Genomic DNA, 20,212 nt, shown 5'->3' on the forward strand with positions numbered 1-20,212 from the left:
CTTCCGACCGGCCCCGTCGTCCCGTCGCTTTTTTCGCGCCGGCCCTCGACCACCGGTGCATGGAGTCGATCAGCTTCGGTACCGACGGCTGGCGGGCGACGCTCGAGGAGTTCACGTCGCCCCGCGTTCGGATGGTGGGGCAAGCGGTCGCGACGTATCTCACCGACGAGGGCCTCGAGGGACCGGTCGCGGTGGGGTACGACGCCCGCGAGGGTTCGCGGGGGTTCGCCGAGGAACTGGCACGGGTGCTGTGTGCCAACGGGTTCGACGTCCTGCTCGCCGATCGGGACCGACCGACGCCGCTCGTCGCCTACGCCATCGCCGACCGTGACCTCGCCGGCGGGCTGGTGATCACCGCCTCGCACAACCCGCCGGAGTACAACGGCGTCAAGTTCATCCCCGGCGACGGCGCGCCGGCCCTCCCCGACGTTACCGACGCCATCGCCGACCGGCTCGCCGAGCCAGATCCGCTCCCCGAGGCCGACCACGGGGCCGTCACCGAGGTCGACTTCGCAGGGCCACACGCCGACGCCGCCCTCGAGCTGGTCGAATCGATGGCCGGCGACGTCGACCTCGCCGACCGCACCGTCGCCTACGACGCCATGCACGGCAGCGGCCGCGGGACCACCGACGCCCTGCTCGAGCGGGCCGGCGCGTCCCTCGAATGCCTGCGCTGCGAGCCCGACCCCGAGTTCGGCGGCGGCGCGCCGGAACCGGCCGCCGAGAACCTCGAGACGCTGATCGACCTCGTCACCGCCGACGACACCGCGCCGGAGCTGGGGATCGCCAACGACGGCGACGCCGACCGCCTCGCCGTCGTCACGCCCGAGCGGGGCTACCTCGACGAGAACCTCTTTTTCGCCGCGCTCTACGACTACCTGCTCGAGACCGACTCGGGGCCGGCGGTCCGGACCGTCTCCACGACCTACCTGATCGACCGGGTCGCCCAGTCCCACGGCGAGACAGTCCACGAGGTCCCGGTCGGCTTCAAGTGGGTCGCGCAGGCGATCGGCGAACACGACGCCCTCGTCGGCGGCGAGGAGTCGGGCGGGTTCACCGTCCGGGGCCACGTCCGCGAGAAGGACGGCGTCCTCATGGCGCTGCTCGCAGCCGTGATGCACGCCGCGGAGCCGATCGACGACCGGGTCGATCGCCTGCTCGAGGCCCACGGGACCGTCGTTCAGGACAAGATCAGCGTCGACTGTCCCGACGACGAGAAGTCGCGGGTACTCGCCGACCTCGAGGACGTGATCCCCGAGACCGTCGCGGGGACCGCCGTCGAGGACATCAACACCGCCGACGGGTTCAAGCTGCTGCTGGCCGACGGCTCGTGGCTGCTGGTGCGTCCCAGCGGCACCGAGCCCGTGCTGCGGGTCTACGCCGAGGCCGAAGACGAGGCGCGGGTGAGGGAGTTGCTCGAGGCCGGTCGGGAACTGGTCGAACCGCTGGTGTGAGTAACCGCATCTGTTGAACGGTTTGCGTAGGCAGCAGTTCCGGGGTTCAGCGCGTTCTGCTATCGTGGCAACAGGGAGCGGCCACGCCCTCCCCAGCCGATTCGCTCGTTCCTTCCAGTCACTCGCTCATCCCTCGCGCAGTGTCATCGATCGCCCTCGCTAGCGCTCGGTCGATCGACAGTACGCGCCACCGCAGACGACAATTGGCTTGCAGTGAGACGCCTTTCACGTGTCTGTTTGAGGCGTCGGTCGGGCGTGCTGGATGAGGCGATCCGTTTCCTCGAGCCCTCAGTCGACCCGCTCTGCGGGAACGCCGACGACGGTCGCACCTGCCGGCACGTCGCTCGTGACGACCGAGCCGGCGCCGACGGCCGCGTCCGCGCCGATCGTGATGTCGCCCAACAGCGTCGCGTTCGCGCCCAGTTGCGCGCCGTCCTCGACGGTCGGGTGGCGCTTGACCGGTTCGTTCGTGTCGCCGCCGAGCGTGACGCCGTGATACATGTGAACGTCGTCGCCGATTTCGGCCGTCTCGCCAATGACGACGCCCATCCCGTGGTCGATCGTCACCCGGCGGCCGAGTTCGGCGGCCGGATGGATCTCGACGCCGGTCAGCCAGCGCACCAGATGCGAGATCAGTCGTGCGAGCAACCGGAACCCGCCGCCGCGGTTCCAGCAACGGTGGGCGAGCCGATACCCCCAGACCGCGTGTAGCCCCGAGTAACACAACAGGACCTCGAGTCGCCCCTTCGCGGCGGGGTCGCGCTCGGCCATCGCCCGGACGTCCTCACGCACGCGCTCGAACATCGGTCTCCGTCGCGGCGGCGGTCTCGCGGCGACGCGTGCGGTGCGGGGACGGCAAGCGACAACACCGGCCCACGGCGCGACGGGGTCGGTTCCGAGCGGGACGCGCGGTGTGGCCGATGGATACCATGTCCGGCAGTAGCAGCGGGGTGAGTGTAAAAGGGTTCGTTTCGGGGTGCCGACCGCGTCGCTCGAGTCCTATTTCCCGCGGGCCAGCCGGGTGCCGATGCGACTCGGCAGTTCGGCCTCCTCGACGGCCGCCTGGACCGCGTCGATATCGTACTCGACGCGGTGGGTCTCGACGGTCAGCGCGTCGAGATCGACTACCGCGTAGCCCGCTCGCGGGTCCCCGTCGCGGGGCTGGCCGACGCTGCCCGGGTTGACGACGATCCCCTCCCCGAACCGCTCGACGCCCTGGACGTGGGTGTGGCCGAGTACCAGCACGTCCTCGTCGCCGAGCATCCGTTCGGTGAACTCCTCCGGGTAGGTGTAGCGCGTGTAGCGGTCGGGATCGTCCGGGTGGCCGTGAACCAACTTCACCCGGCCGTCGCACGCCAGCCGTTCCGCCGGCAGGTCGGCCAGCCACTCGAGCTGGTCGTCGGATAGTGTCGCCTTCGCGTGGTCGACGCCGGCCTTGGCCATGCCGTTGAACCGGAACGGGGTATCCCCGGCGACGGCAGCGTCGTGATTACCCATCACCGTCGGCACGTCCCGCGCACACAGTTCGTCGACGCAGTCGCCGGGCCAGGGGTTGTAGCCGACCACGTCGCCCGCACAGCACAGTACGTCGACCGCGGGCATGTCCGCGAGGACGGTCTCGAGCGCGACCCGGTTGCCGTGGACGTCAGAGACGAGTCCGACCTTCATGTGCGAGTGATAGCCCCGCGAGGGATTTGTAGGTTGGCCGACCGTCCGTCATCCGTCGAGCATCCTCGAGCGGGGACCGCGGCTCAGGAACGGCCAACAGACACGACAACTGTGGTGACGCTGCTGCTGTCAGTCCGGCCCGATCCGGAGCAGGAACTTCCCGGCGACGCTCCCCCAGACCACCGCAAGGACGCCGAGTTCGACCGCAACTGGCAACCCGTCCGGGACGACGATTGTACCCAGAACGAATCCGCCCCCGACGACGGCGACGGCCACGCGGAGTCCCCGCCGCCATGCACCGGTACGGACCGTCCGTCGGTCGTCGAAGACGGCGGCCATACCGCCCAGCGCGAGTCCGCTCCCGACGGCTATCAGCAGCACCACTGTGTCCGGAAGCGGCGGGACCGCCCCGTCCCACCATTCGACGTAGACGACGGTCCCCACGAAGAGCGCGAAGAGGAACTCGAAGACGAGCCCTGCGGACTCAAACCGTCGGCTATCCCGGTCGGTCGCCATAAATATCGATCATATGGGTGTTGATAAAAAGGCACCGACGATTCTCACGTCCGCCGATCAATTCCGTCCGCCAGCGGCGTCACTTGCCGTTCTCGATCGCCGTCTCGAACCCGTCCTCGGTCCGGGCGACGCCGGCCGCACAGACCGCGTGTTCGAACTCGAGGTCGTAGGCCTCGCTCGCGGCCTCGGACGCGCTGTCTGCCTCGAAGTCGAACGCCTCAGGCACGTTCTTCTCGTAGGTCGCGACCAGCGTTGGCTCGTCGACGGTCTCGATCAGCAGGGCGTCCTTGCGAACGGTCCCGATCAGGGCCTCGCCGTCGCCGCCGATCGTCGCTGCGATCCGGGGCGTGTCGTAGTCGTCTTTCTCGTAGTCAAGCGCCAGCAGGCTCTCGGCGAGGGCGTCGCGGGCGGGATACCCCAACTCGAGTTTCTCCGCGATCGGATCGACGTGCGAGCCGTTGCCGAAGGCGGCCGTCTCGCCGGTCGGCGTCTCGACGACCCGCAGGCAGTTGTAGGAGACGTAGGGGTTGTCCGTCTCCGGGGCGTCCGCGGTGGGGCCGACGGTCAGGGCCTCGTCTCGAGCGGTGAGCTTGCGGTTCGGGAACGATCGCGAGGAGACGCGATAGGCGCCGACCTCGGGACCGACGACGACGAATCGTCCGACGTACATACTCGGGGGTGCGCGCGACTGGGGAAAAGGAATGTCGGTTCGCGCCCGCTCTCTCGCCGGGCTTCGGATCGGAGCGCCGACGAGGGTTTATATGGGATGCCGCGGCCAACGGCGATATGGTTTCCGAGGCGGAGTGCCTCGAGGCGCTGCGGGAGGCCGCCGAGCGACTGGGTGAGTCGCCGACGAAGGCGCAGTACGAGGAGCTGAGACTGACGCCGGCTTCCGCGACGATTATGGAAACGCTAGGTGGTTGGAACGCGGCGAAAGAGCAGGCAGGCTTGGAAACGTTTGACCCATCTGTGACGGGCGGACAGCCCGTTCAGCCGAAACCAGAGTGGGTCGATATTCCAGATGACGCTGACTGGGAGGAACTCACTGGCCAACAGCGCTGGTATTACAAGAACCGTGAGGAACGGATCGAACGGAAGGATCGCCGTCGAGCGGCGATCCGGAGATGGCTCTACGCGTACAAGAACCGCTACTGCGAGTGTGCCCACTGTGGGGAGGAACGCCCACCCTGCTTGGATTTCCATCACCCCGACGAGAAAAACCACAGCATCGCTACGATGGTCGTTAACGGACATTCGAAGGCGAGTATCCGCGCAGAGATCGAGCGTTGCATCGTTCTCTGTGCGAATTGCCATCGTCTCGAACACGCGGATCCGCCGGACTGCGGTTCAGTTGAACTCCAACCCGACAGTCATAAATAGGGTCGAATCCAACCATCTGTCGCAGCGCAGTCCCCTGGGGTAGTGGCCAATCCTGAAGCCTTCTGGGGGCTTCGACACAGGTTCGAATCCTGTGGGGACTACTTCTCTCCCGTTTCGACTCGAGCAATCTTCCAGCCTCGTCTGTCGGTCTCCAGTTGAAACGAAGGGGTCGGTGGTGACGTGAGAGTCACCAGAAACCATATCTCCCTCTCGTCGCTAGACGAACCTATGAACCGACGGAGATTCCTCGCTCTCGGGGGGACGGTATCGCTCGGGGCGGTCGCCGGCTGTCTCGGCGACGACAATGGAACGCCGGCCAACGAGTTCGACTACGAGACGACGACGACCGACGGAACCGAGGTCCCGCTCGCGCCGGTCACGGACGTTTACGAGTGGTACGACAACGATAAGGCACGGTTCGCGGACGCACGGGGCCGCGATCAGTACGAAGAACTCCGCATCGCGGGTGCCGTGTTCTCGCCGGCTCCGGACGGAACCGAGAACGACCCGGTCGAGGAATGGTCGACGGACACGCGGATCGTTACCTATTGTCGGTGTCCCCATCACCTGTCCTCTCAGCGCGCCGCGTCGCTGATCGATGCGGGCTACGAACACACGTACGCGATCGACGAGGGACTGGGCGGCTGGGAAATGCAGGGATATCCGGTCGAGGGGTCGAACGTTCAGGCAGACTTCCAGCGCTACGAGATCAGCGGGACGACCGATACCGAGTACGCCGACGAGATGGTCGCACTCGAGCAGGTCGATGCGGACCGGAAGGAAGCGGCACCGATCGCCGACGACGGTTCGTACACCCTGCAGCTTCACTATGCGGGCCCGACCGACTCGCGGTTCAGAGTCGGCGTCGACGACACCTGGACCGAGGGGACGCTCGCGGAGTTGACCAGCGACACCGTGACGCTGTAAGGCGCTACGACCGGTCGTAGGTACCGTTTCGCTCGAGTTCGCCCCGTTTTCGCACCACTGTGGGCGTCCGGCAGATCCCCGGTGCCCCGGTCACTTGCGGCACCGTACAGTTGTTGCAGCTCTCACAGAGGGCGCGTGTCCGTTCGCTTGCCGTGCCGTCAGTGCCACCCTCGAGCAGCCGTGCGCCAAGTCGCGGCTCGGCGTAGAACGGTCGAGCCATGCCGGCCATGTCACAGGCCGGGTCGGCGTTGCTCGCACCGCCCCGATCCCCGCTCGAGTCGCCCAGCAACCGATCCATCTGCGCTCGCTCGCGAATCCCTCCCTCCGCCAGCACCGGGATCGACACCTGCTCGCGAACCCGGCGACAGAACGTCTCGTTCCACGCGGGTTCGAAGTCGTACTGCAGCGATTGGAGCCGGTTCGCCAGCGCGACGAGTCGCTTTCGGGCCGGGCCGCCGAACGCCGCGTCGTACTCCGCCTGCAGCCCCTCGTTGTCCCACGCCCGCTCGGGGTACTCTCCGCGGACGATGCTCATGTCCCAGACGACGGACGTCTGTACCGGCACGACCGCGTCGTAGCCGATCCGCTCGAGTCGACGCGCGATCTCGACGCCGTCCCGAAGCGAGAGTTTGCGACGGACGATCGGCGCGGGCGGGGCGGGCGTTTCGGCCGGCACCTTCGTCAGCAGCGGCACGTCGCCGGCCCGCTCGCGGATCTCGTCGTGGACGACCGCGAGGAACTCGAGTCGCGCTTCGGGCGAGCCGCCGAACTCGTCGTCCCGGCGGTTGTAGAAGGGCGAGCAGAACTGTTGGACGATCCCCATGTTCGCGCCGGCGAGGTGGACGGCGTCGTAGCCGGCGTCGACGGCACGGGCCGCCGCCCGGCCGAAATCCGCCACGAGTTCGTACACTTCTTCGGTCGTGAGGACGTGCGGGTCGTACGCGAGAAAGCCCAGCCGATCGAGGACGCGTAACTGCCACGGCGGCTCCGAGACGGCGAGTTGCTCGAGATCGGGATGCTCGTCGTGGTATTCGGCGTGCCAGGTCTCCATGCTCCGGAGGCCGCCGTGTTCGAGCTGGATGGCGATCCGGCTCCCGTGGTCGTGGATCCGGTCGGTCAGCCGCGACAGTCGCGAGACGAACTCGGGGTCGTGGACGCGGGTCATCCCCGGCGCGGCACAGCCGCCCTCGCCGCGGACGATCGTCGCGCCCTGACAGACGAGCCCGACCCCCGATGCCGCCGCAGGCTCTAAGTCCGCGATCAGCGCGTCGACTGCGTCGGGGCCGTTGCCCGCACACTCGAGCAGCGGCGCGCGGTAGAGCCGGTTCGGGATCGTGAGACCGCCGATCTCGACGGGATCCTCGAGGGTGGCCATGGCGGATGTATCTCGTGCCGACACAAGAGCGTAGTGTCGATTCGGGACTGTCGACGCCGGCCTACTTCTCGACCTCGAGCAGCGCCACCCGCTCGCGGACCAGCGCCGCCAGCCCCGCATCGGTCGCCGCCCGCTCGGCGTCGGGAACCCCGAAGAAGTCACACAGCGTTTCGTCGTCCCGCGACTCGAGCGTCTCGGTCCGTCCGTGAAACGCGGTCAGGTCCTCGACCGCCTCGAGCGCGGCGCGTTCGTCCCCGTCGCCGTCGACGAGTACCACCGCCTGCGTCTCGCCCTCGTCGACGCCCATCTCGAGGGCCCGATCGATCTGCCGGCGGCCCGCGGCGTACAGCAGGATCTCGACGGCGCGGTCCCGAGCGACGTTCTCGTCGCGGTCGATGGCTCGATCGGCCAGTTCGACGGCGCGCTCGAGGTGTCGTCGATCGGCCACGTACCGCGAATCGAAGGCCTGGACCGTCACACCGTGGCGGTCGCCGAGTTCGCCGAGCGCGGCAACGAATTCGTCCAGATCGTCGATCACAAGGGTACACTCGAGTAGCTCCATCAGAAATCACCCAGGCTCGCTTGACTGTCGTCTGGCTCCGCCTCTGTCGCTTCCACGGTGCCGTCGTCCGTTCCATCGCTTCCGGCCGTCCCGTCAGCGGCGTCGCTCGCGCTCGGCTCGACGCCGTCCATCGAGGGGTCCTCGCGGCCGGCGTTCTCGAGGACGGTCTCGGCCGTCTTCTCCCCCTTGAGGACGCTCAGGACGACGCCCTTGTCCGCGGTCCGGAGGTCGGCGGGCTCCTCGATCCCCGCGTCGTGGAGCCGCCGGGCGCGCTTGCGGCCCACGCCGCCCACCGAGACGAGTTCGAGCAGGTCCTCACCGACCCCGTGTTCGACGCGGGCGCGGGCCTCCCGGACCGCGACGGTCCACTCGCTGTCGATCTCGGCGGCCAGCGATTCGGCCGCGCCCAGCAGCCACTCGGCGGTGTCGACCTTCCCGCGGAGGTCGCCGGGGCCGACCTGGTACCGGTCCGTGATCCGCTCTTCGTCGGTCTCGTCGGCCCAGTCCTCGAGCAGCTTGCCCGTCTTGAGCGCGGCCAGCCAGTCCTCGAAGCGTTCCTCCTCGAACTCGCTGGGGGCGGCACCCAGCAGTTCGGCCTCGCGCTCGTAGAACAGTTCGCCGTACTGCTCGTCCTCGCCCGACCGGAGGTAGAGTTCGTACATGTCCGGCGTCCGCGAGACGAGTTGGTAGAGCCCGAGCGCCGTCGGACGCTCGTCGGCGTCCTCGAGTCCGTGGACGATCTCGGCGGCGCTCATCGGATCCAGATAGAGCCGCGAGACGGTGTGGCCGAGGCTGGTCGCCTCGAGTTTCTCGTCGCGGCCGCCGCCCTCGAGGGCGGCCGCGGTGGTGAACGCGCCGTCGTCGTCGCGCTCTCGCGGTGAATCGCTCGAGGATTCCGAGGCGCTACGCGCCTCGCGCTCGATGAAGTCGTTCGACTCGAGGTACTCCAAGACGGTGTCGGTCACCGTCTCGAGCCGGCCGGCTTCGCTCGACTGGCTGGCATAGAGGGTGGCCTCGAGGAACTCGAGCAGGCCCTCGCGGGTGCGGGCGAAGCCCGAGGCGATGGTCGCGAGGACGTGGGTCCGCAGCGCGGGCTCGGCCGCCAGTTTCGACCGGACGGGCTCGGGATCGGCCCAGATATAGCGGTCGAACAGCTCCTCGCTCTCGTCGTGGCTCTTGGCGAGTAACACGGCCTCGCCGTAGGGGTCGAGCCCGGGACGCCCCGCTCGCCCCATCATCTGGTGGACTTCGAGGACGTCGAGCGGGGACATCCCGCCCGCACTGGGGTCGAACCGCCGCCAGTCGCGGACGATCACGCGGCGGGCGGGCGTGTTGACCCCCGCGGCGAGCGTTGGCGTCGCCGAGATCACCTTCAGGAGCCGGTCGCGGAAAGCCGCCTCGACGATCGAGCGCTGGGTACTTGAGAGGCCGGCGTGGTGGAAGGCCGCGCCCCGTTCGACGCAGTCGGCCAAGTCCTTGCTCGTCTCGGTGTCGCTGTCGTCGCGGATATCGTCGGCCAGATCGGCGAGTTCGGCCCGCTCGTCGGCGGTCAGCTCCGGTTTCACGACCCCGCCCAGCCGGCCCGCGGCGGCCTCGGCGTTCCGGCGGGAGTTGACGAACACCAGCGACGAGCCGCCCTCCCGGACGATGTCGCGGACGAGCGCGGCCTCCTGCTTTTCGCTGCCCTGGACCGGCACCTCCCGGGTCGAGCCGTCGTCGAAGTTCAGGGCGTTGCCGTAGTGGACGCCCATCCGCAGGTCGATCGGCCGCCAGTCGGTGTCGATCAGGGCCGCGTCGAGCCAGTCGGCGATCTCGTCGGCGTTGCCGACCGTCGCCGACAGCGCGACCTGTTGCATCCCCGGGTTGAGCTTCCGGAGTTTCGCGAGGGTCACCTCGAGGGTCGGTCCCCGATTGCGGTCGTCGATCAGGTGGACCTCGTCGCTGACGACACAGGTCAGCTCCGAGAGCCAGTCCGCGCCGTTGCGCACGAGCGAGTCGACCTTCTCGCTGGTGGCGACGACGATGTCCTTCGTCGCGAGCCAGTCGCTGGTACTCTCGTAGTTGCCCGTCGTGACCCCGACCGTGACGCCGAACTCCTCGTAGGCCTCGAATTCCTCTTTCTTCTCGCTGGCGAGCGCCCGCAGGGGGACGATATAGAGCGCTTTCCCGCCGCGTTCGATCGCCGACAGCATCGAGAGCGCGGCGATCATCGTCTTCCCGCTGGCGGTCGGGACGGCGGCCACGAGGTTCTCCCCGTCGGTCGCCCCGGCCTCGACGGCCTCGGCCTGGGGCGGGTAGAGTTCCTCGATGCCCTCGCGCCGGAAGTGGTCGACGGCACCGGCCGGGAGCCCCGACAGCTCCTCGATATTCATTACGCGTCCTTGGCGCGTCCCGTGGTTTAAACTGTCGTCTCGCGCTACGCTGGACGCTCGACTGCCCCGTCACGTCTCGCCCGCCATCGGCCGAACGGTCTGCGGTGGCGCGCGCTGTCGACTGCCTGAGCGTCAGCGAGGGCAGTCGATGATGTCGTGCGAGGGATGAGTGAGGGAGTGAAACGACTGAACGAATCGGTTGGGGAGGGCGTGGCCACTCACTGTTGCCACGATAGCAGGGCACTTCGTTTTCTCGATACCATCGGAACCCACCGTTCTAATACCTCCCTAGAGAGCGATCGGTCGACGGCGATAGACCGATGCGACTGGCTCCCGAAGCGCAACGCATGTCCGACCCCGATCACGTCCTCGTCCCTACGCTCGGTCGCCCCCGCGAGGACGAGGCGCTTGCCTACGCCCTCGAGACGTTTTCCGACGCCGAGATCACGCTACTCGCCGTTGTCACCCCGCTCGATGCCCCCCTCAGCGAGGGCGGCGTCCTCGAGCGCGACGACGAGCGAACGGCGGCCGCCCGGGAGAGCGCGACCGAGTTGCTCGAGTCGGTCACCAACGCCCGGCCGGAGCGGGTTCGGATCGAGACGGCCGAGGGCCGACCGGGGACCGTCGTCCCGCGCTATGCGTCCGACGAGGGGATCGACCACGTCGTGCTGTACGGCTCGGAGACCGGCTCAACGGGCTTTTTCAGGCGGTTCCTGGGTCGCGGGATCGCCGCCACGGTCGTCGAACGCACCGCGGAGCCGGTGACGGTGCTGGAATGACGGCCCGGGGTCGCTCTCGAGCCGCGCGGATACTCATCATCCGCCGATTATCGCCGCGAACAGCCGGTACAGCCCGTAGCTGACGACGACGGAACTCGAGAGCGTGATCAGCCAGAAGGTGATCGTGACGGCGATCTTCCGTCGGGAGACGCCGGCCGAGCCGCCGGCCAGCCCGCCGCCGATGACCCCCGAGAGGACGATGTTGTTCAACGAGATCGGGATGCCAAGCGCGATGGCGAGCTGGGCGATGATAAAGCCGGGTACCAGCGCGGCGATCGACCGTCGCACGCCCAGCTGGGCGTACTCCCGAGAAGTCGCCTGCAACAGTCGCGGTGCGCCCATCCACGCGCCGGCGAGGATGCCCGTCGCACCGATCGCCAGCAGGAGAATCCCCGGCAGCCCGAGTTCGACGCGGAAGAGGTTCTCGAGCGGCCCGGTCGCGAGCCCGACCTGCGAGCCGCCCGAGGAAAAGGCGACGATGCCGCCCAGCACGAGCAGGAACGAGCGGATGCCGTCCTCGACGGAGACGCGGACGCGCTCGCGGACCAGGAAGAACGCGAGGAGACCGGCTCCGAGCGTCACGAGGGCGGTGCCGAGGTCGATCCCGGCGGCAAGCGTGGGACCGCCGCCGAACTGCCGGGAAACGAAGCCGGCCAGCGTTCCCTGCGCGGCGGTCGGATCGGGGATCACCCCGAGCCGGACGTTGGCGACGATCGCGCCGACGATACCGGCCAGCAGGGGGACCCCGACCGTTTCGGGAACGTCGTCGCGTCGCAGGATCGTCGCTGTCGCGTACGCCAGTCCGCCGGACATGACCGGCACCAGTGCCCAGAAGATCCCGAGGCGGCGGTAGGTCGCTATCGCGGGATCGCCACCGAGCGAGAGGCCGACGCCGATCATCGCGCCCGTGGTCGCGAACGCCGCGGGGATCGGATACCGCGTGTAGATGCCGATCGCCATAAAGCCCGCCGCGGTCAGCAGGCCCGCGGTGGCCGCAAGTGGCGTGATCGTCACGCCGTCGATCAGGTCCGCGCCGACGGTCTCGGAGATACTGCCGCCCTGCATGAGCGCCCCCGCGGCCGCAAGTAGGCCGATGACGAACGCCGCCTGCATCGTCGAGATGGCGTTCGCGCCGATCGCCGGGGCAAAGGGCGGCGAGTTGCTGTTGGCCCCCAGCACCCACGCCATGAACAGACAGGTGACGACGGCCGCGGCGACGAGAACCGCGAAGGAGAATGCAACCATTCAGTCTCTCGTACCTTCCCGTTCTACGACGGGGTGGAAAAGCGTTGCTCGGCAGTCGAACGAGATGCCCGGGGCTCGTCGTTATTTCGTCGATCCCGCTGCGGTCCCCTCCTTTCGCAACTCGAGGCTGTAATGACCATCCTCGTCAGTCCGAGAGACGCGGGCCGTCGTCCACGGCGTTCCGACCGTCGCCTCGCGAAGCCGTCCGGGCGAACACAGCAGGAACTGCAGGGTGGGTCCGACCTCGCGTCGCTGCTCGCCGTTTGCCTCGCGAACGAACTCGAGGTGGAAACAGCGATGGGCGATGCCCTCGCGGGGATCCGTCCGGTAGCCGAGGAAGTCGTCGTCCAGTCGCGCCGGGTCGTAGTTGTCCACGACGGCCACGCCCGCGTCGTCGGTCACGCGGGCGAACTCGCGGAGCAGGTCGCGGATTCCGGCCAGCGACCGCCCGAGGCCGACCTGCGTCCCGACGGCGTGGACCGCGCCTACTGCGCCGGTCGCGACTGGCAGGTCGAACATGTCGCCAGCCAGAACGCCCTCGAAACCGCGTTCACGGGCCGTTCGCGCGGCGCTCGGACTCACGTCGACGCCGACGGCCTCGACGCCGCGCTCGTCCCACCACAGGAGGTGTTTGCCCGCGCCACAGCCCACGTCGATGACCGGTTCGCGCTCGGCGAGTCGCTCGAGGCCGTCGATCGTCGCCGGTGCCCACGAGTCGGGGCTCGAGAAGTAGAACTCGGCGACGTTGCCATCCCGTACGTCCGTCCCGTCGCGGTAGACGAGTCGTCCCGGCTCGTCGCGGTGGTGTGCGAGCATCGCCAGTCCGAGCGGGTCGGCCGCGGCCGTCGATTCGGACGGCCCGGATCGGTCCGCAGTCATGCTCGGAGTGACGACCCGCCGAGTAATAAAATCATACTTATATGTGGTCTATGGTATCACGACTCATGGGCAGGGACCGCTACCGATTTACGCCGATCGATCCAACGCCATCGCATGAAGGTCGAATTCGACGAGGACGTCTGTATCGGGATGTTCCAGTGTGTCGCCGAATGGGACGCTTTCGAGGAGGACAAATCGAAGGGGAAGGCGATCCTCGCGGACAGCGAGGAAGTCGAGGAGGGTGTCTTCGTCCGCGAGGTACCCGACGACGCGGAACTGGACGCGAAGTTCGCCGCCCGCTCCTGTCCGGTCGACGCGATCACGATTTACGACGACGACGGCGAGCAGGTGATCCCGTAGCGAGCAGGCACGGGGTCCGTCCGTCGACGGTCAGCACGTTCGGTCCGTCGAGACACACTGCTGACGGCGAGGACGAAACTATGCAAAAAACGGACCGCAAGCGAGGACCGCGTTAGCTGATCTTGTCGTACTGTTCCGAGAGCTTCTCGGCGGCCTCGCCGAGCTGGTTGCGCTCGTACTCGGTCAGGTCCCACTCGACGATCTCCTCGACGCCGTCCGAGCCCAGCTTGACGGGGACGCCGAAAGCGGCGTCCTCGTGGCCGTACTCGCCCTCGAGCCTGACGCTCGCGGGCAGCACTTCGCCCGTGTCCCGGAGGATGGCCTCGACCATGTGGCCGACGCCGGTGGCCGGCCCCCACTCGGTCGCGCCTTTCTTCTCGATGACGTTCATCGCCGAGGTCTGGAGTTCCTCTAAGAGTTCCTCCTTCTCGTCCTCGTCGAACGCGACGTCTCGCCCGTCGACCCGCACTTTGGAGAAGACGGGGACCTGGGCGTCGCCGTGTTCGCCGAGGATGGTCGCGTCGACGTTCTGGACGGGGACGTCGAAGCGCTCGGAGATCACGTAGCGAAAGCGGGCGGAGTCGAGCCGGCCGCCGAAGCCGATCACTTTCTCGCGGGCGCGGTCGCCCGTCTCGTAGAGGTGCCGGTTCAGCAGGTCGACCGGGTTGGACGTGGTGACGGTGACGAAGTCGTCGTTGTGTTCGGCGATCGAGGAGCCGATGTCCTCCATGATCGGCGCGTTGTCGCCGGCCAGATCGATCCGGGTCTGGCCCGGCTGGCGCGGAATGCCGGCCGTGATGACGACGACGTCCGAGCCGGCGGTGTCCGCGTAGTCGCCCTGTCGGATCGTCGTGTTCGAGTCGTAGGCCACGCCGTGGTTCGTGTCGGCGGCCTGTCCGACCGTGTCGTCTTCCTTGTCCGGAATGTCCACGAGGACGATCTCGTCCGCGACCTCCCGAAGCGCGATGTTGTAGCCCGCAGCGGCCCCGACGGTTCCGGCCGCGCCGACCACGCTAACTTTCGTCATACCGCGTAATGCTTCCCCATCACACACGTTAAATCCGTCGAAACCTCCCACTTCTAACGGATTGTCCGATACGTATTTCGTCGATCGTCGTACCGAATTCTCGGCCCGTTGATCGGCAGTCGGCTCGAGACCGAACCGATCATGGTGGCCGCTCGCGGCCACTCACGTATGCGCGTCAGCGTCATCGGCGGCGGGACGATCACGGACGAACAGGCGGCCCGCGCCGAACGGGTGGGACGTGAACTCGCCGCGCGCGGCCACACGGTCGTCTGTGGCGGCCGCGGCGGAACGATGGCTGCGGTCTGTCGCGGCGCGAAAGCCGAGGGTGGGACCACGATCGGCATCCTCCCCGGCGAGCGTCGTGACGCCGCCAACGACGATGTCGATCTCCCGATCGCGACCGGGCTGGGCCACGCCCGGAACGCGCTCGTCCCGCTGAACGGCGATGCGGTGATCGCGCTGGCCGGCGGCGTCGGCACCCTCTCGGAGATCGGCTTCGCCGGAATCTACGATCGGCCCGTCGTCGGCCTCGAGACCCACGACATCGCCGACGCCGGGATCGACCTCGTGACCGTCGATACCCCCGCGGCGGCCGTCGACGCCGTCGAGGCGGCGCTCGATCCCTGACCGCCTTTCCGACCTATCGCTGTCGCAGCTTTTTCGACGCCCCGTCACTTCTAGACGGATATGAGCGACTTCGATAAGGAAGCCGAGCGCGAGAAACTCCGCGAGAAGTACGAACAGGACAAGAAAGAGCGCGAGGCAACCCAGCGGATGAGCGACCTGCTGCTCAAGGGTGCGACGATGACCAACGCCCACTGTGGCACCTGTGGCGATCCGCTGTTCCAGCAGAACGGGACCACGTTCTGTCCCAGCTGTCACGGCAACCCGGATGCCGTCGAGGGGACCGATCTCGAGGCCCAGCCGGCCGAGGGAGCTGCCTCCGAGGGAAGCGACGACGAACGGGCCGAATCGGCGTCGACCGACACCGCCGCACCGGGCGCTGCTGGGACCGAATCCACGACGGGCGACGGTGTGGCCCCGACCGACCAGCGACATGATGACCGAACCCCGACCACCGACGACGCGACTCCCCCGAGCGCCACCGACCGCACGCGGTCGACTCCGACCGAACCCGAGCGCCAGCCATCGACGGCCGACGCCGCCGGCCGCGACGCCTCGCGTTCGCCGACCGACGACCGCTCGAGCGACTCCGACCCGTCGCGACGCGCTCCCGCGGCGAGCCCGTCGTCGGTCGACGGCGACCTCGATGCGGCCCGCGACGCGCTCGTTCGGTCGCTCGAGCGGTTCGCCGAGGAGGCGGCCGCCACCGACGACCCGCGGTACGCGCGGGACTGTCTCGCGGCGGCTCGCGAGGCTGGTGAAGCGCTGTCGACGCTGCGGTAACCGGTTCGACGCGCCGGTGTCGTCTTTCTCGCCATGGCACCACGGTTCCCGCCGTCGCCCCGGCTCGAGGTGATTGACGTACCAATAGATATATATTTGATATAGATGTATGCTATCGTGAGTTTCCAACAGATGGATAGATCGACCGGCGCGTGTGTCCCGTCCGGTCAGTACCGCCCTCCCCGGGCGACCGACGTCTCGCCCGCCCCCGTCAATCGGTCCACGATCACCTACTAATCCCCACCCATGGCACTCGGATTCGTCGTACTGCTTACGGTACTCGTCGTCTGCATCGGACTCGTCGCGACCTGCGTGGCGTGTCTCGATCGAACCATGCTCGGCCGGACGATGGCCGACTACGATCGCCGATTCGTCGAGATCGTCCCCTATCTCGGTGTCACGGCGCTGTTCTTCGTGGCAAAACGTGCGACACACGGCCACACGCTCCGCATCTCGAAGGCGCTTGACTGGGACCTCACCGCCGAGATCTACGCCGTCGAAGGGGAGTTCGTCGCGTGGCTCCAGACGATTACGCCCGAGGCCACGCTCGAGTTCTTCTCGGCGATGTACATGTTCGGGTTCCCGTACCTGCTGGTGACCGCGCCGATCCTGTACTTCCTGCTGTCGTCCCAGCGGTATTTCAAGGAACTCCTCGTCTCATATCTGCTGAACTACGTGATCGGGGCGCTTTTCTACACGCTGTTTATCGTCTACGGGCCGCGCAATCACCTGTCGTCCGTCGACGGACTGATGTACTCCTTTTACCCCCAGACACAGGAGGTGACCGCGGCCGTGTCGGCGAACACGAACGTCTTCCCGTCGCTGCATACGTCGCTGACCGTCGTCGTCGTGTTGCTCGCGTGGCGCTCCCGACGGGAATATCCGCGATGGTTCCCGATCGCGTCGTTCGTCGGCGCGTGCGTCGTCTTCTCGACGATGTATCTGGGCATCCACTGGCTGATCGATGTCGTCGCCGGCGTCGTCCTCGGCGTCGGGGCCGTCGTCGCCGCCGAACGGATCGTCGACCGGGCGGAGGGCGACGCCGGCCCGACTCCCGCGTCCGACGAGCGCGAGGACGGGATCGCGTCCGGCCCGAGCGACTGAGCTACCCCGTGTAGTCGCTCCCGACGACCTCTCGAATTCGCTCGGCGGTCACCTGCCCGACGCCGTCGGCGTCCTGTAACTCGTCTTCGGTCGCGATCATCACGCCCTCGACGGTCCCGAACTCCTCGAGCAGCGAGCGCGCCGTCACGGGGCCTATCTCGGCGATCGAGGCGACGACGTACTCCTGCTGTTCGGACAGCGTTTTGGACTGTTTCTCGCCATGGACTGACACCTCCCGGTCCGACACTTTCTGTTCGCGGCCGGCGATCACGTCGAGCAGTTCCGTCGTCTCGTCCTCGCCGCCGGTCCGCAGGACGCTCGCGCCGAAGTCGACCGCCAGACTCGAGAGCGCCCCCCGGATGGCGTTGGGGGCGACGTTGCGCTGTTCGTACAGCCCCTCGCCCTCGACGATCACGATCGGCCGAGAGTAATGGCGCGCCATCGCGCCGACCTGCTCGAAGACCGAGCGGTCGCCCCCGACCAGCGAGTCGACGAAGTCCGCGACCGACTTGCGCTCGACGACGACGCGATCGGACAGGACGTAGTCGCCAACGTCGAGCGTCTCGAGTTGGACCTCGATCGCCTCGCGTCGCGAGAGGTCCCGCGCGATGTTGGCGTCCATCTCGCGCTGGTCGGCGACGATCCCGACGGCCTCGCCCTCGGCGTGGGGTTCGTGGGTCTCGACCTCGTCGTCGGCCGGGTCATCATCGCTCGAGCCGGCGGCGTCGGCGGCGAAGTCCTGCAGTCCGGGCCGGTCCGTGACCCCCTCGCTTCCGTTGGAAGAATCGCCGACGGCGTCGGGATCTCCATCGTCGTTGTTCACTTCCGCTGTACGCTTCCCGTCGCCGAAGTCGGCGAGTGACTGCTGGGAGTCGTCGAGTTCCTCTGCCAGCTCGTCGGCCATCCCCTTCAGCTCGCGCAGTTCCGACTCCATCTCCTTCTCGCGCCGCCGGGAGATCCAGAAGTAGGCCTCGTCGCGGGTGTCCTCGGCCATGAGGACGACGACCCGCCCCTCCGACTGGCGGCCGGTTCGGCCCTTCCGCTGGATCGACCGGATCGCCGTCGGCACGGGCTCGTAGAAGAGGACGAGATCGACCTCGGGGACGTCCAACCCCTCCTCGGCGACCGACGTCGAGACCAGCACTTCGAACTCGCCGGCGCGGAACTCGTCGAGGACGGCCTGCTGTTCCTTTTGGGTCATCCCGTCGGAGCCCTCGCGGTCGCCCTGCCCGACGAACCGCTTGGCGTCGAAACTGTCCGAGAGGAACTCCGTCAGCGCCTCGGCGGTGTCCCGCGATTCGGTAAAGACGATCACGCGCTCGCCGCCCTCGAGGCCCAACGTTTCGGCGAGTAACATCCGCGCCTTGCTGTATTTCGGGTGGATCTCGTCGAAGCTCTCGGCCTTCCGCATCGCCTCGCGGACGCGGGGATCCGAGACCATCCGCTGGCTGGCCTTCGACGCCCCCGACGAGCGGGCCTGGTTGCGCTGGCGGTCGAAGTACCGCCGGACCGCCTCGACGCTCTGGGTCTCGACCAGCGTGACGGCCTGCCGGAGCTTCATCACCTCCGCGTGGATCGACATCCCCTCGAACCCCTCCGACTGGTCGTTGTTGATCAGCTCCTGGAGTTCGGCCCGCATCCGATTGAGATCCTTCTGGGACTGGTCGGGCTGGGTCGAACTCGCGACGCCCAGTTCCTTGAGCTTCTCGAGCCGTTCCTTGATCACCTCGTTTAACGCGTCCCGGATCTCGAGGACGTCCTCGGGGAGGTCGATCCGCTCCCACTCGACGTCGGTCTCGTGGGTGAACTCGTCGACGTCGGCGTCCTCCTCGGTCATCACCTCGACCTCGTCGAGGCCGAGGTTCTCACAGACCTCGAGGATTGCTTCCTCGTCGCCGCCGGGCGAGGCGCTCATCCCCGTCACGAGCGGCCGTTTCGCGTCGGCGTGGTAGCGCTCGGCGATGTAGTTGTAGGCGTAGTCGCCGGTCGCGCGGTGGCACTCGTCGAAGGTGATGTGGGTCACGTCGGCGAGCGAGATCCGGCTCCCGACGAGGTCGTTCTCGATCACCTGCGGCGTCGCCATCACGACCGTCGCCTGCTCCCACATCTCGGCGCGGTCGTCCGGACTCACGTCGCCCGTGAAGACGACGATTTCGTCGTCCGGGATCTGTAGCGCCTCCCGGTAGAAATCGGCGTGTTGCTGGACGAGGGGCTTGGTGGGGGCGAGCATCAGCGCCTTCCCGCCGACCTCCTCGAGCCGTCGTGCGGTCACCAGCAGGCTCACCGTCGTCTTCCCCAAGCCGGTAGGGAGACAGACCAGCGTGTGATGGTTCGCGGCCGTGCCGGCGAGCTTCAACTGGTAGAGTCTGCGCTCGAGGAAGTCGGGCTCGAGGAGCGGGTGCTCGATTGAGGGCGGTTCCTCGTCCTGTGCTGCCATTGCCGGCGGTTCGACGCGGCTGCGGTTAAGCGTTGAGAAAGCACGGTGGAAGTATAACTCCCGTGTATTGCATTGTGGTTGGCTTCCTCAGGGGTGTGTACACGACGTTCTAGGATATGATCGTCCCTGCCGCTGGAACTGTCTGAACCCCAAGGGTCATGCTCGGACCGAGAACGATACTGTGCCACCGACTGGTGGCTCCGGAAGCGCCTCTATCGAGCTGCCGATCGATTCTTCGACACACACTTATCGACGACTGAACGAAACGAAGGCCTCGAGGATCTACCACACCCGTTAGTGCGTTGTATCGTTCGAGAACGATCATGTGTCCATCGGGCTGCTATCCATTTCGGTAGGAGAACTGAGTAGTACTTCTATTTCTCTGGCTATTTATATACCTCGTACAATGTGAGTATAGCCCCGGATGCGTGTAAGGCGACGGCACCGGGTCGTAGCGACTCTTCCATAAAGGCAATTGTTAGTGCAGCCACCCACACTAGCGCCAACGGAAGCTCGAACAGCGGACGCCCCTTCACGACACCAAGAGCAGTACTCAGTACTCCTCCCATCCCGATACTGACGAGAATGACTACCCAACTTATAGAGAATCCCTGCACAAAACAGACAACGCCTGACACTACCGTTAATAATACGAAAATGACAGAATCGCGCCACCTATCGCGATAAGTTATATCCCTGCTATCCATGGTTAGTTTCCAC

Annotated in this window: 19 protein-coding genes; 8 read left to right on the forward strand and 11 right to left on the reverse strand. The window is 67.1% G+C overall.

The genetic code is table 11. The features are described from left to right. The first annotated feature begins 59 nt into the window (after positions 1-59). The gene (locus ACSBP4_RS01150; RefSeq protein ID WP_435551123.1) at positions 60-1,454 is read left to right on the forward strand and encodes a phosphoglucomutase/phosphomannomutase family protein; all 1,395 of its coding nucleotides are present in this window, start codon (positions 60-62) and stop codon (positions 1,452-1,454) included. Between the two features lie 288 nt (positions 1,455-1,742). On the opposite strand, the gene cysE is transcribed toward ACSBP4_RS01150, so the two are convergent. From cysE to ACSBP4_RS01170, 4 genes are all read right to left on the reverse strand, one after another. Beyond that, on the reverse strand, positions 1,743-2,258 hold the full coding sequence (gene cysE / locus ACSBP4_RS01155) for a serine O-acetyltransferase (protein ID WP_435551124.1): 516 nt from the start codon (positions 2,256-2,258) through the stop codon (positions 1,743-1,745). Positions 2,259-2,453: 195 nt separating this feature from the next. Beyond that, complete coding sequence (locus ACSBP4_RS01160) at positions 2,454-3,122, reverse strand: metallophosphoesterase family protein (protein ID WP_435551125.1); 669 nt, start codon at positions 3,120-3,122, stop codon at positions 2,454-2,456. A 129-nt stretch (positions 3,123-3,251) separates the two neighbouring features. Continuing rightward, positions 3,252-3,638 carry a hypothetical protein gene (locus ACSBP4_RS01165; RefSeq protein ID WP_435551126.1) on the reverse strand — a complete coding sequence of 129 codons (387 nt, stop codon included), beginning with the start codon at positions 3,636-3,638 and terminating at the stop codon, positions 3,252-3,254. A gap of 79 nt (positions 3,639-3,717) precedes the next feature. Beyond that, the gene (locus tag ACSBP4_RS01170; protein ID WP_435551127.1) at positions 3,718-4,308 is read right to left on the reverse strand and encodes an IMP cyclohydrolase; all 591 of its coding nucleotides are present in this window, start codon (positions 4,306-4,308) and stop codon (positions 3,718-3,720) included. A 116-nt stretch (positions 4,309-4,424) separates the two neighbouring features. Between ACSBP4_RS01170 and ACSBP4_RS01175 the strand changes: the two genes are divergently transcribed. Together ACSBP4_RS01175 and ACSBP4_RS01180 are read left to right on the forward strand one after the other, a co-directional pair. Beyond that, positions 4,425-5,018: a homing endonuclease associated repeat-containing protein gene (locus ACSBP4_RS01175; protein WP_435551129.1), complete on the forward strand. Its 594-nt coding sequence runs from the start codon at positions 4,425-4,427 to the stop codon at positions 5,016-5,018. A gap of 228 nt (positions 5,019-5,246) precedes the next feature. Then, positions 5,247-5,945 (forward strand): rhodanese-like domain-containing protein, encoded by a 699-nt coding sequence (locus ACSBP4_RS01180; RefSeq protein ID WP_049965287.1) that lies wholly within the window; start codon positions 5,247-5,249, stop codon positions 5,943-5,945. 4 nt (positions 5,946-5,949) lie between these two features. Here ACSBP4_RS01180 and ACSBP4_RS01185 read toward each other — a convergent pair whose 3' ends face one another. The 3 genes from ACSBP4_RS01185 to ACSBP4_RS01195 form a co-directional block, all read right to left on the reverse strand. Further along, positions 5,950-7,320, reverse strand: coding sequence for an NADH:flavin oxidoreductase (locus ACSBP4_RS01185; protein WP_435551130.1), 1,371 nt, complete (start codon positions 7,318-7,320; stop codon positions 5,950-5,952). A gap of 61 nt (positions 7,321-7,381) precedes the next feature. After that, positions 7,382-7,882, reverse strand: a complete 501-nt coding sequence (gene cgi121, locus ACSBP4_RS01190) for a KEOPS complex subunit Cgi121 (protein ID WP_435551131.1) — start codon at positions 7,880-7,882, stop codon at positions 7,382-7,384. Continuing rightward, the gene (locus ACSBP4_RS01195; RefSeq protein ID WP_435551132.1) at positions 7,882-10,254 is read right to left on the reverse strand and encodes an ATP-dependent DNA helicase; all 2,373 of its coding nucleotides are present in this window, start codon (positions 10,252-10,254) and stop codon (positions 7,882-7,884) included. Before ACSBP4_RS01195 ends, cgi121 begins: the two co-directional genes overlap by 1 nt. A gap of 320 nt (positions 10,255-10,574) precedes the next feature. Between ACSBP4_RS01195 and ACSBP4_RS01200 the strand changes: the two genes are divergently transcribed. Further along, positions 10,575-11,033 (forward strand): universal stress protein, encoded by a 459-nt coding sequence (locus tag ACSBP4_RS01200; protein WP_006648422.1) that lies wholly within the window; start codon positions 10,575-10,577, stop codon positions 11,031-11,033. A gap of 36 nt (positions 11,034-11,069) precedes the next feature. Here ACSBP4_RS01200 and ACSBP4_RS01205 read toward each other — a convergent pair whose 3' ends face one another. Both ACSBP4_RS01205 and ACSBP4_RS01210 read right to left on the reverse strand, forming a co-directional pair. Further along, entirely contained in the window at positions 11,070-12,278 is a 1,209-nt protein-coding gene (locus ACSBP4_RS01205; protein WP_435551133.1) for an inorganic phosphate transporter, read from the reverse strand. An 81-nt stretch (positions 12,279-12,359) separates the two neighbouring features. Beyond that, positions 12,360-13,157 (reverse strand): class I SAM-dependent methyltransferase, encoded by a 798-nt coding sequence (locus tag ACSBP4_RS01210; protein WP_435551134.1) that lies wholly within the window; start codon positions 13,155-13,157, stop codon positions 12,360-12,362. Between the two features lie 114 nt (positions 13,158-13,271). On the opposite strand from ACSBP4_RS01210, the gene ACSBP4_RS01215 reads away from it, so the two are divergent. Continuing rightward, positions 13,272-13,517 carry a ferredoxin gene (locus ACSBP4_RS01215; RefSeq protein ID WP_006648419.1) on the forward strand — a complete coding sequence of 82 codons (246 nt, stop codon included), beginning with the start codon at positions 13,272-13,274 and terminating at the stop codon, positions 13,515-13,517. 112 nt (positions 13,518-13,629) lie between these two features. Here the strand turns inward: ACSBP4_RS01215 and mdh are convergent, their stop codons facing one another. Continuing rightward, positions 13,630-14,544, reverse strand: a complete 915-nt coding sequence (mdh, locus tag ACSBP4_RS01220) for a malate dehydrogenase (protein ID WP_049965294.1) — start codon at positions 14,542-14,544, stop codon at positions 13,630-13,632. A gap of 168 nt (positions 14,545-14,712) precedes the next feature. Here mdh and ACSBP4_RS01225 point away from each other — a divergent pair, with 168 nt between their 5' ends. From ACSBP4_RS01225 to ACSBP4_RS01235, 3 genes are all read left to right on the forward strand, one after another. Next, entirely contained in the window at positions 14,713-15,171 is a 459-nt protein-coding gene (locus ACSBP4_RS01225) for a TIGR00725 family protein (protein WP_435551135.1), read from the forward strand. A 60-nt stretch (positions 15,172-15,231) separates the two neighbouring features. Further along, the gene (locus ACSBP4_RS01230; RefSeq protein ID WP_435551136.1) at positions 15,232-15,951 is read left to right on the forward strand and encodes an Sjogren's syndrome/scleroderma autoantigen 1 family protein; all 720 of its coding nucleotides are present in this window, start codon (positions 15,232-15,234) and stop codon (positions 15,949-15,951) included. A gap of 246 nt (positions 15,952-16,197) precedes the next feature. Beyond that, on the forward strand, positions 16,198-17,055 hold the full coding sequence (locus ACSBP4_RS01235) for a phosphatase PAP2 family protein (RefSeq protein ID WP_049965297.1): 858 nt from the start codon (positions 16,198-16,200) through the stop codon (positions 17,053-17,055). 1 nt (position 17,056) lies between these two features. Here ACSBP4_RS01235 and ACSBP4_RS01240 read toward each other — a convergent pair whose 3' ends face one another. After that, a complete protein-coding gene (locus ACSBP4_RS01240; protein ID WP_435551137.1) occupies positions 17,057-19,492 on the reverse strand; it encodes a DEAD/DEAH box helicase in 2,436 nt (811 codons plus the stop codon). Positions 19,493-20,212 lie beyond the last annotated feature (720 nt).

It is taken from the genome of Natrinema sp. CGMCC1.2065 (genome assembly GCF_051225675.1).
In the GTDB taxonomy this organism is placed as follows: Archaea; Halobacteriota; Halobacteria; order Halobacteriales; family Natrialbaceae; genus Natrinema; species Natrinema thermotolerans.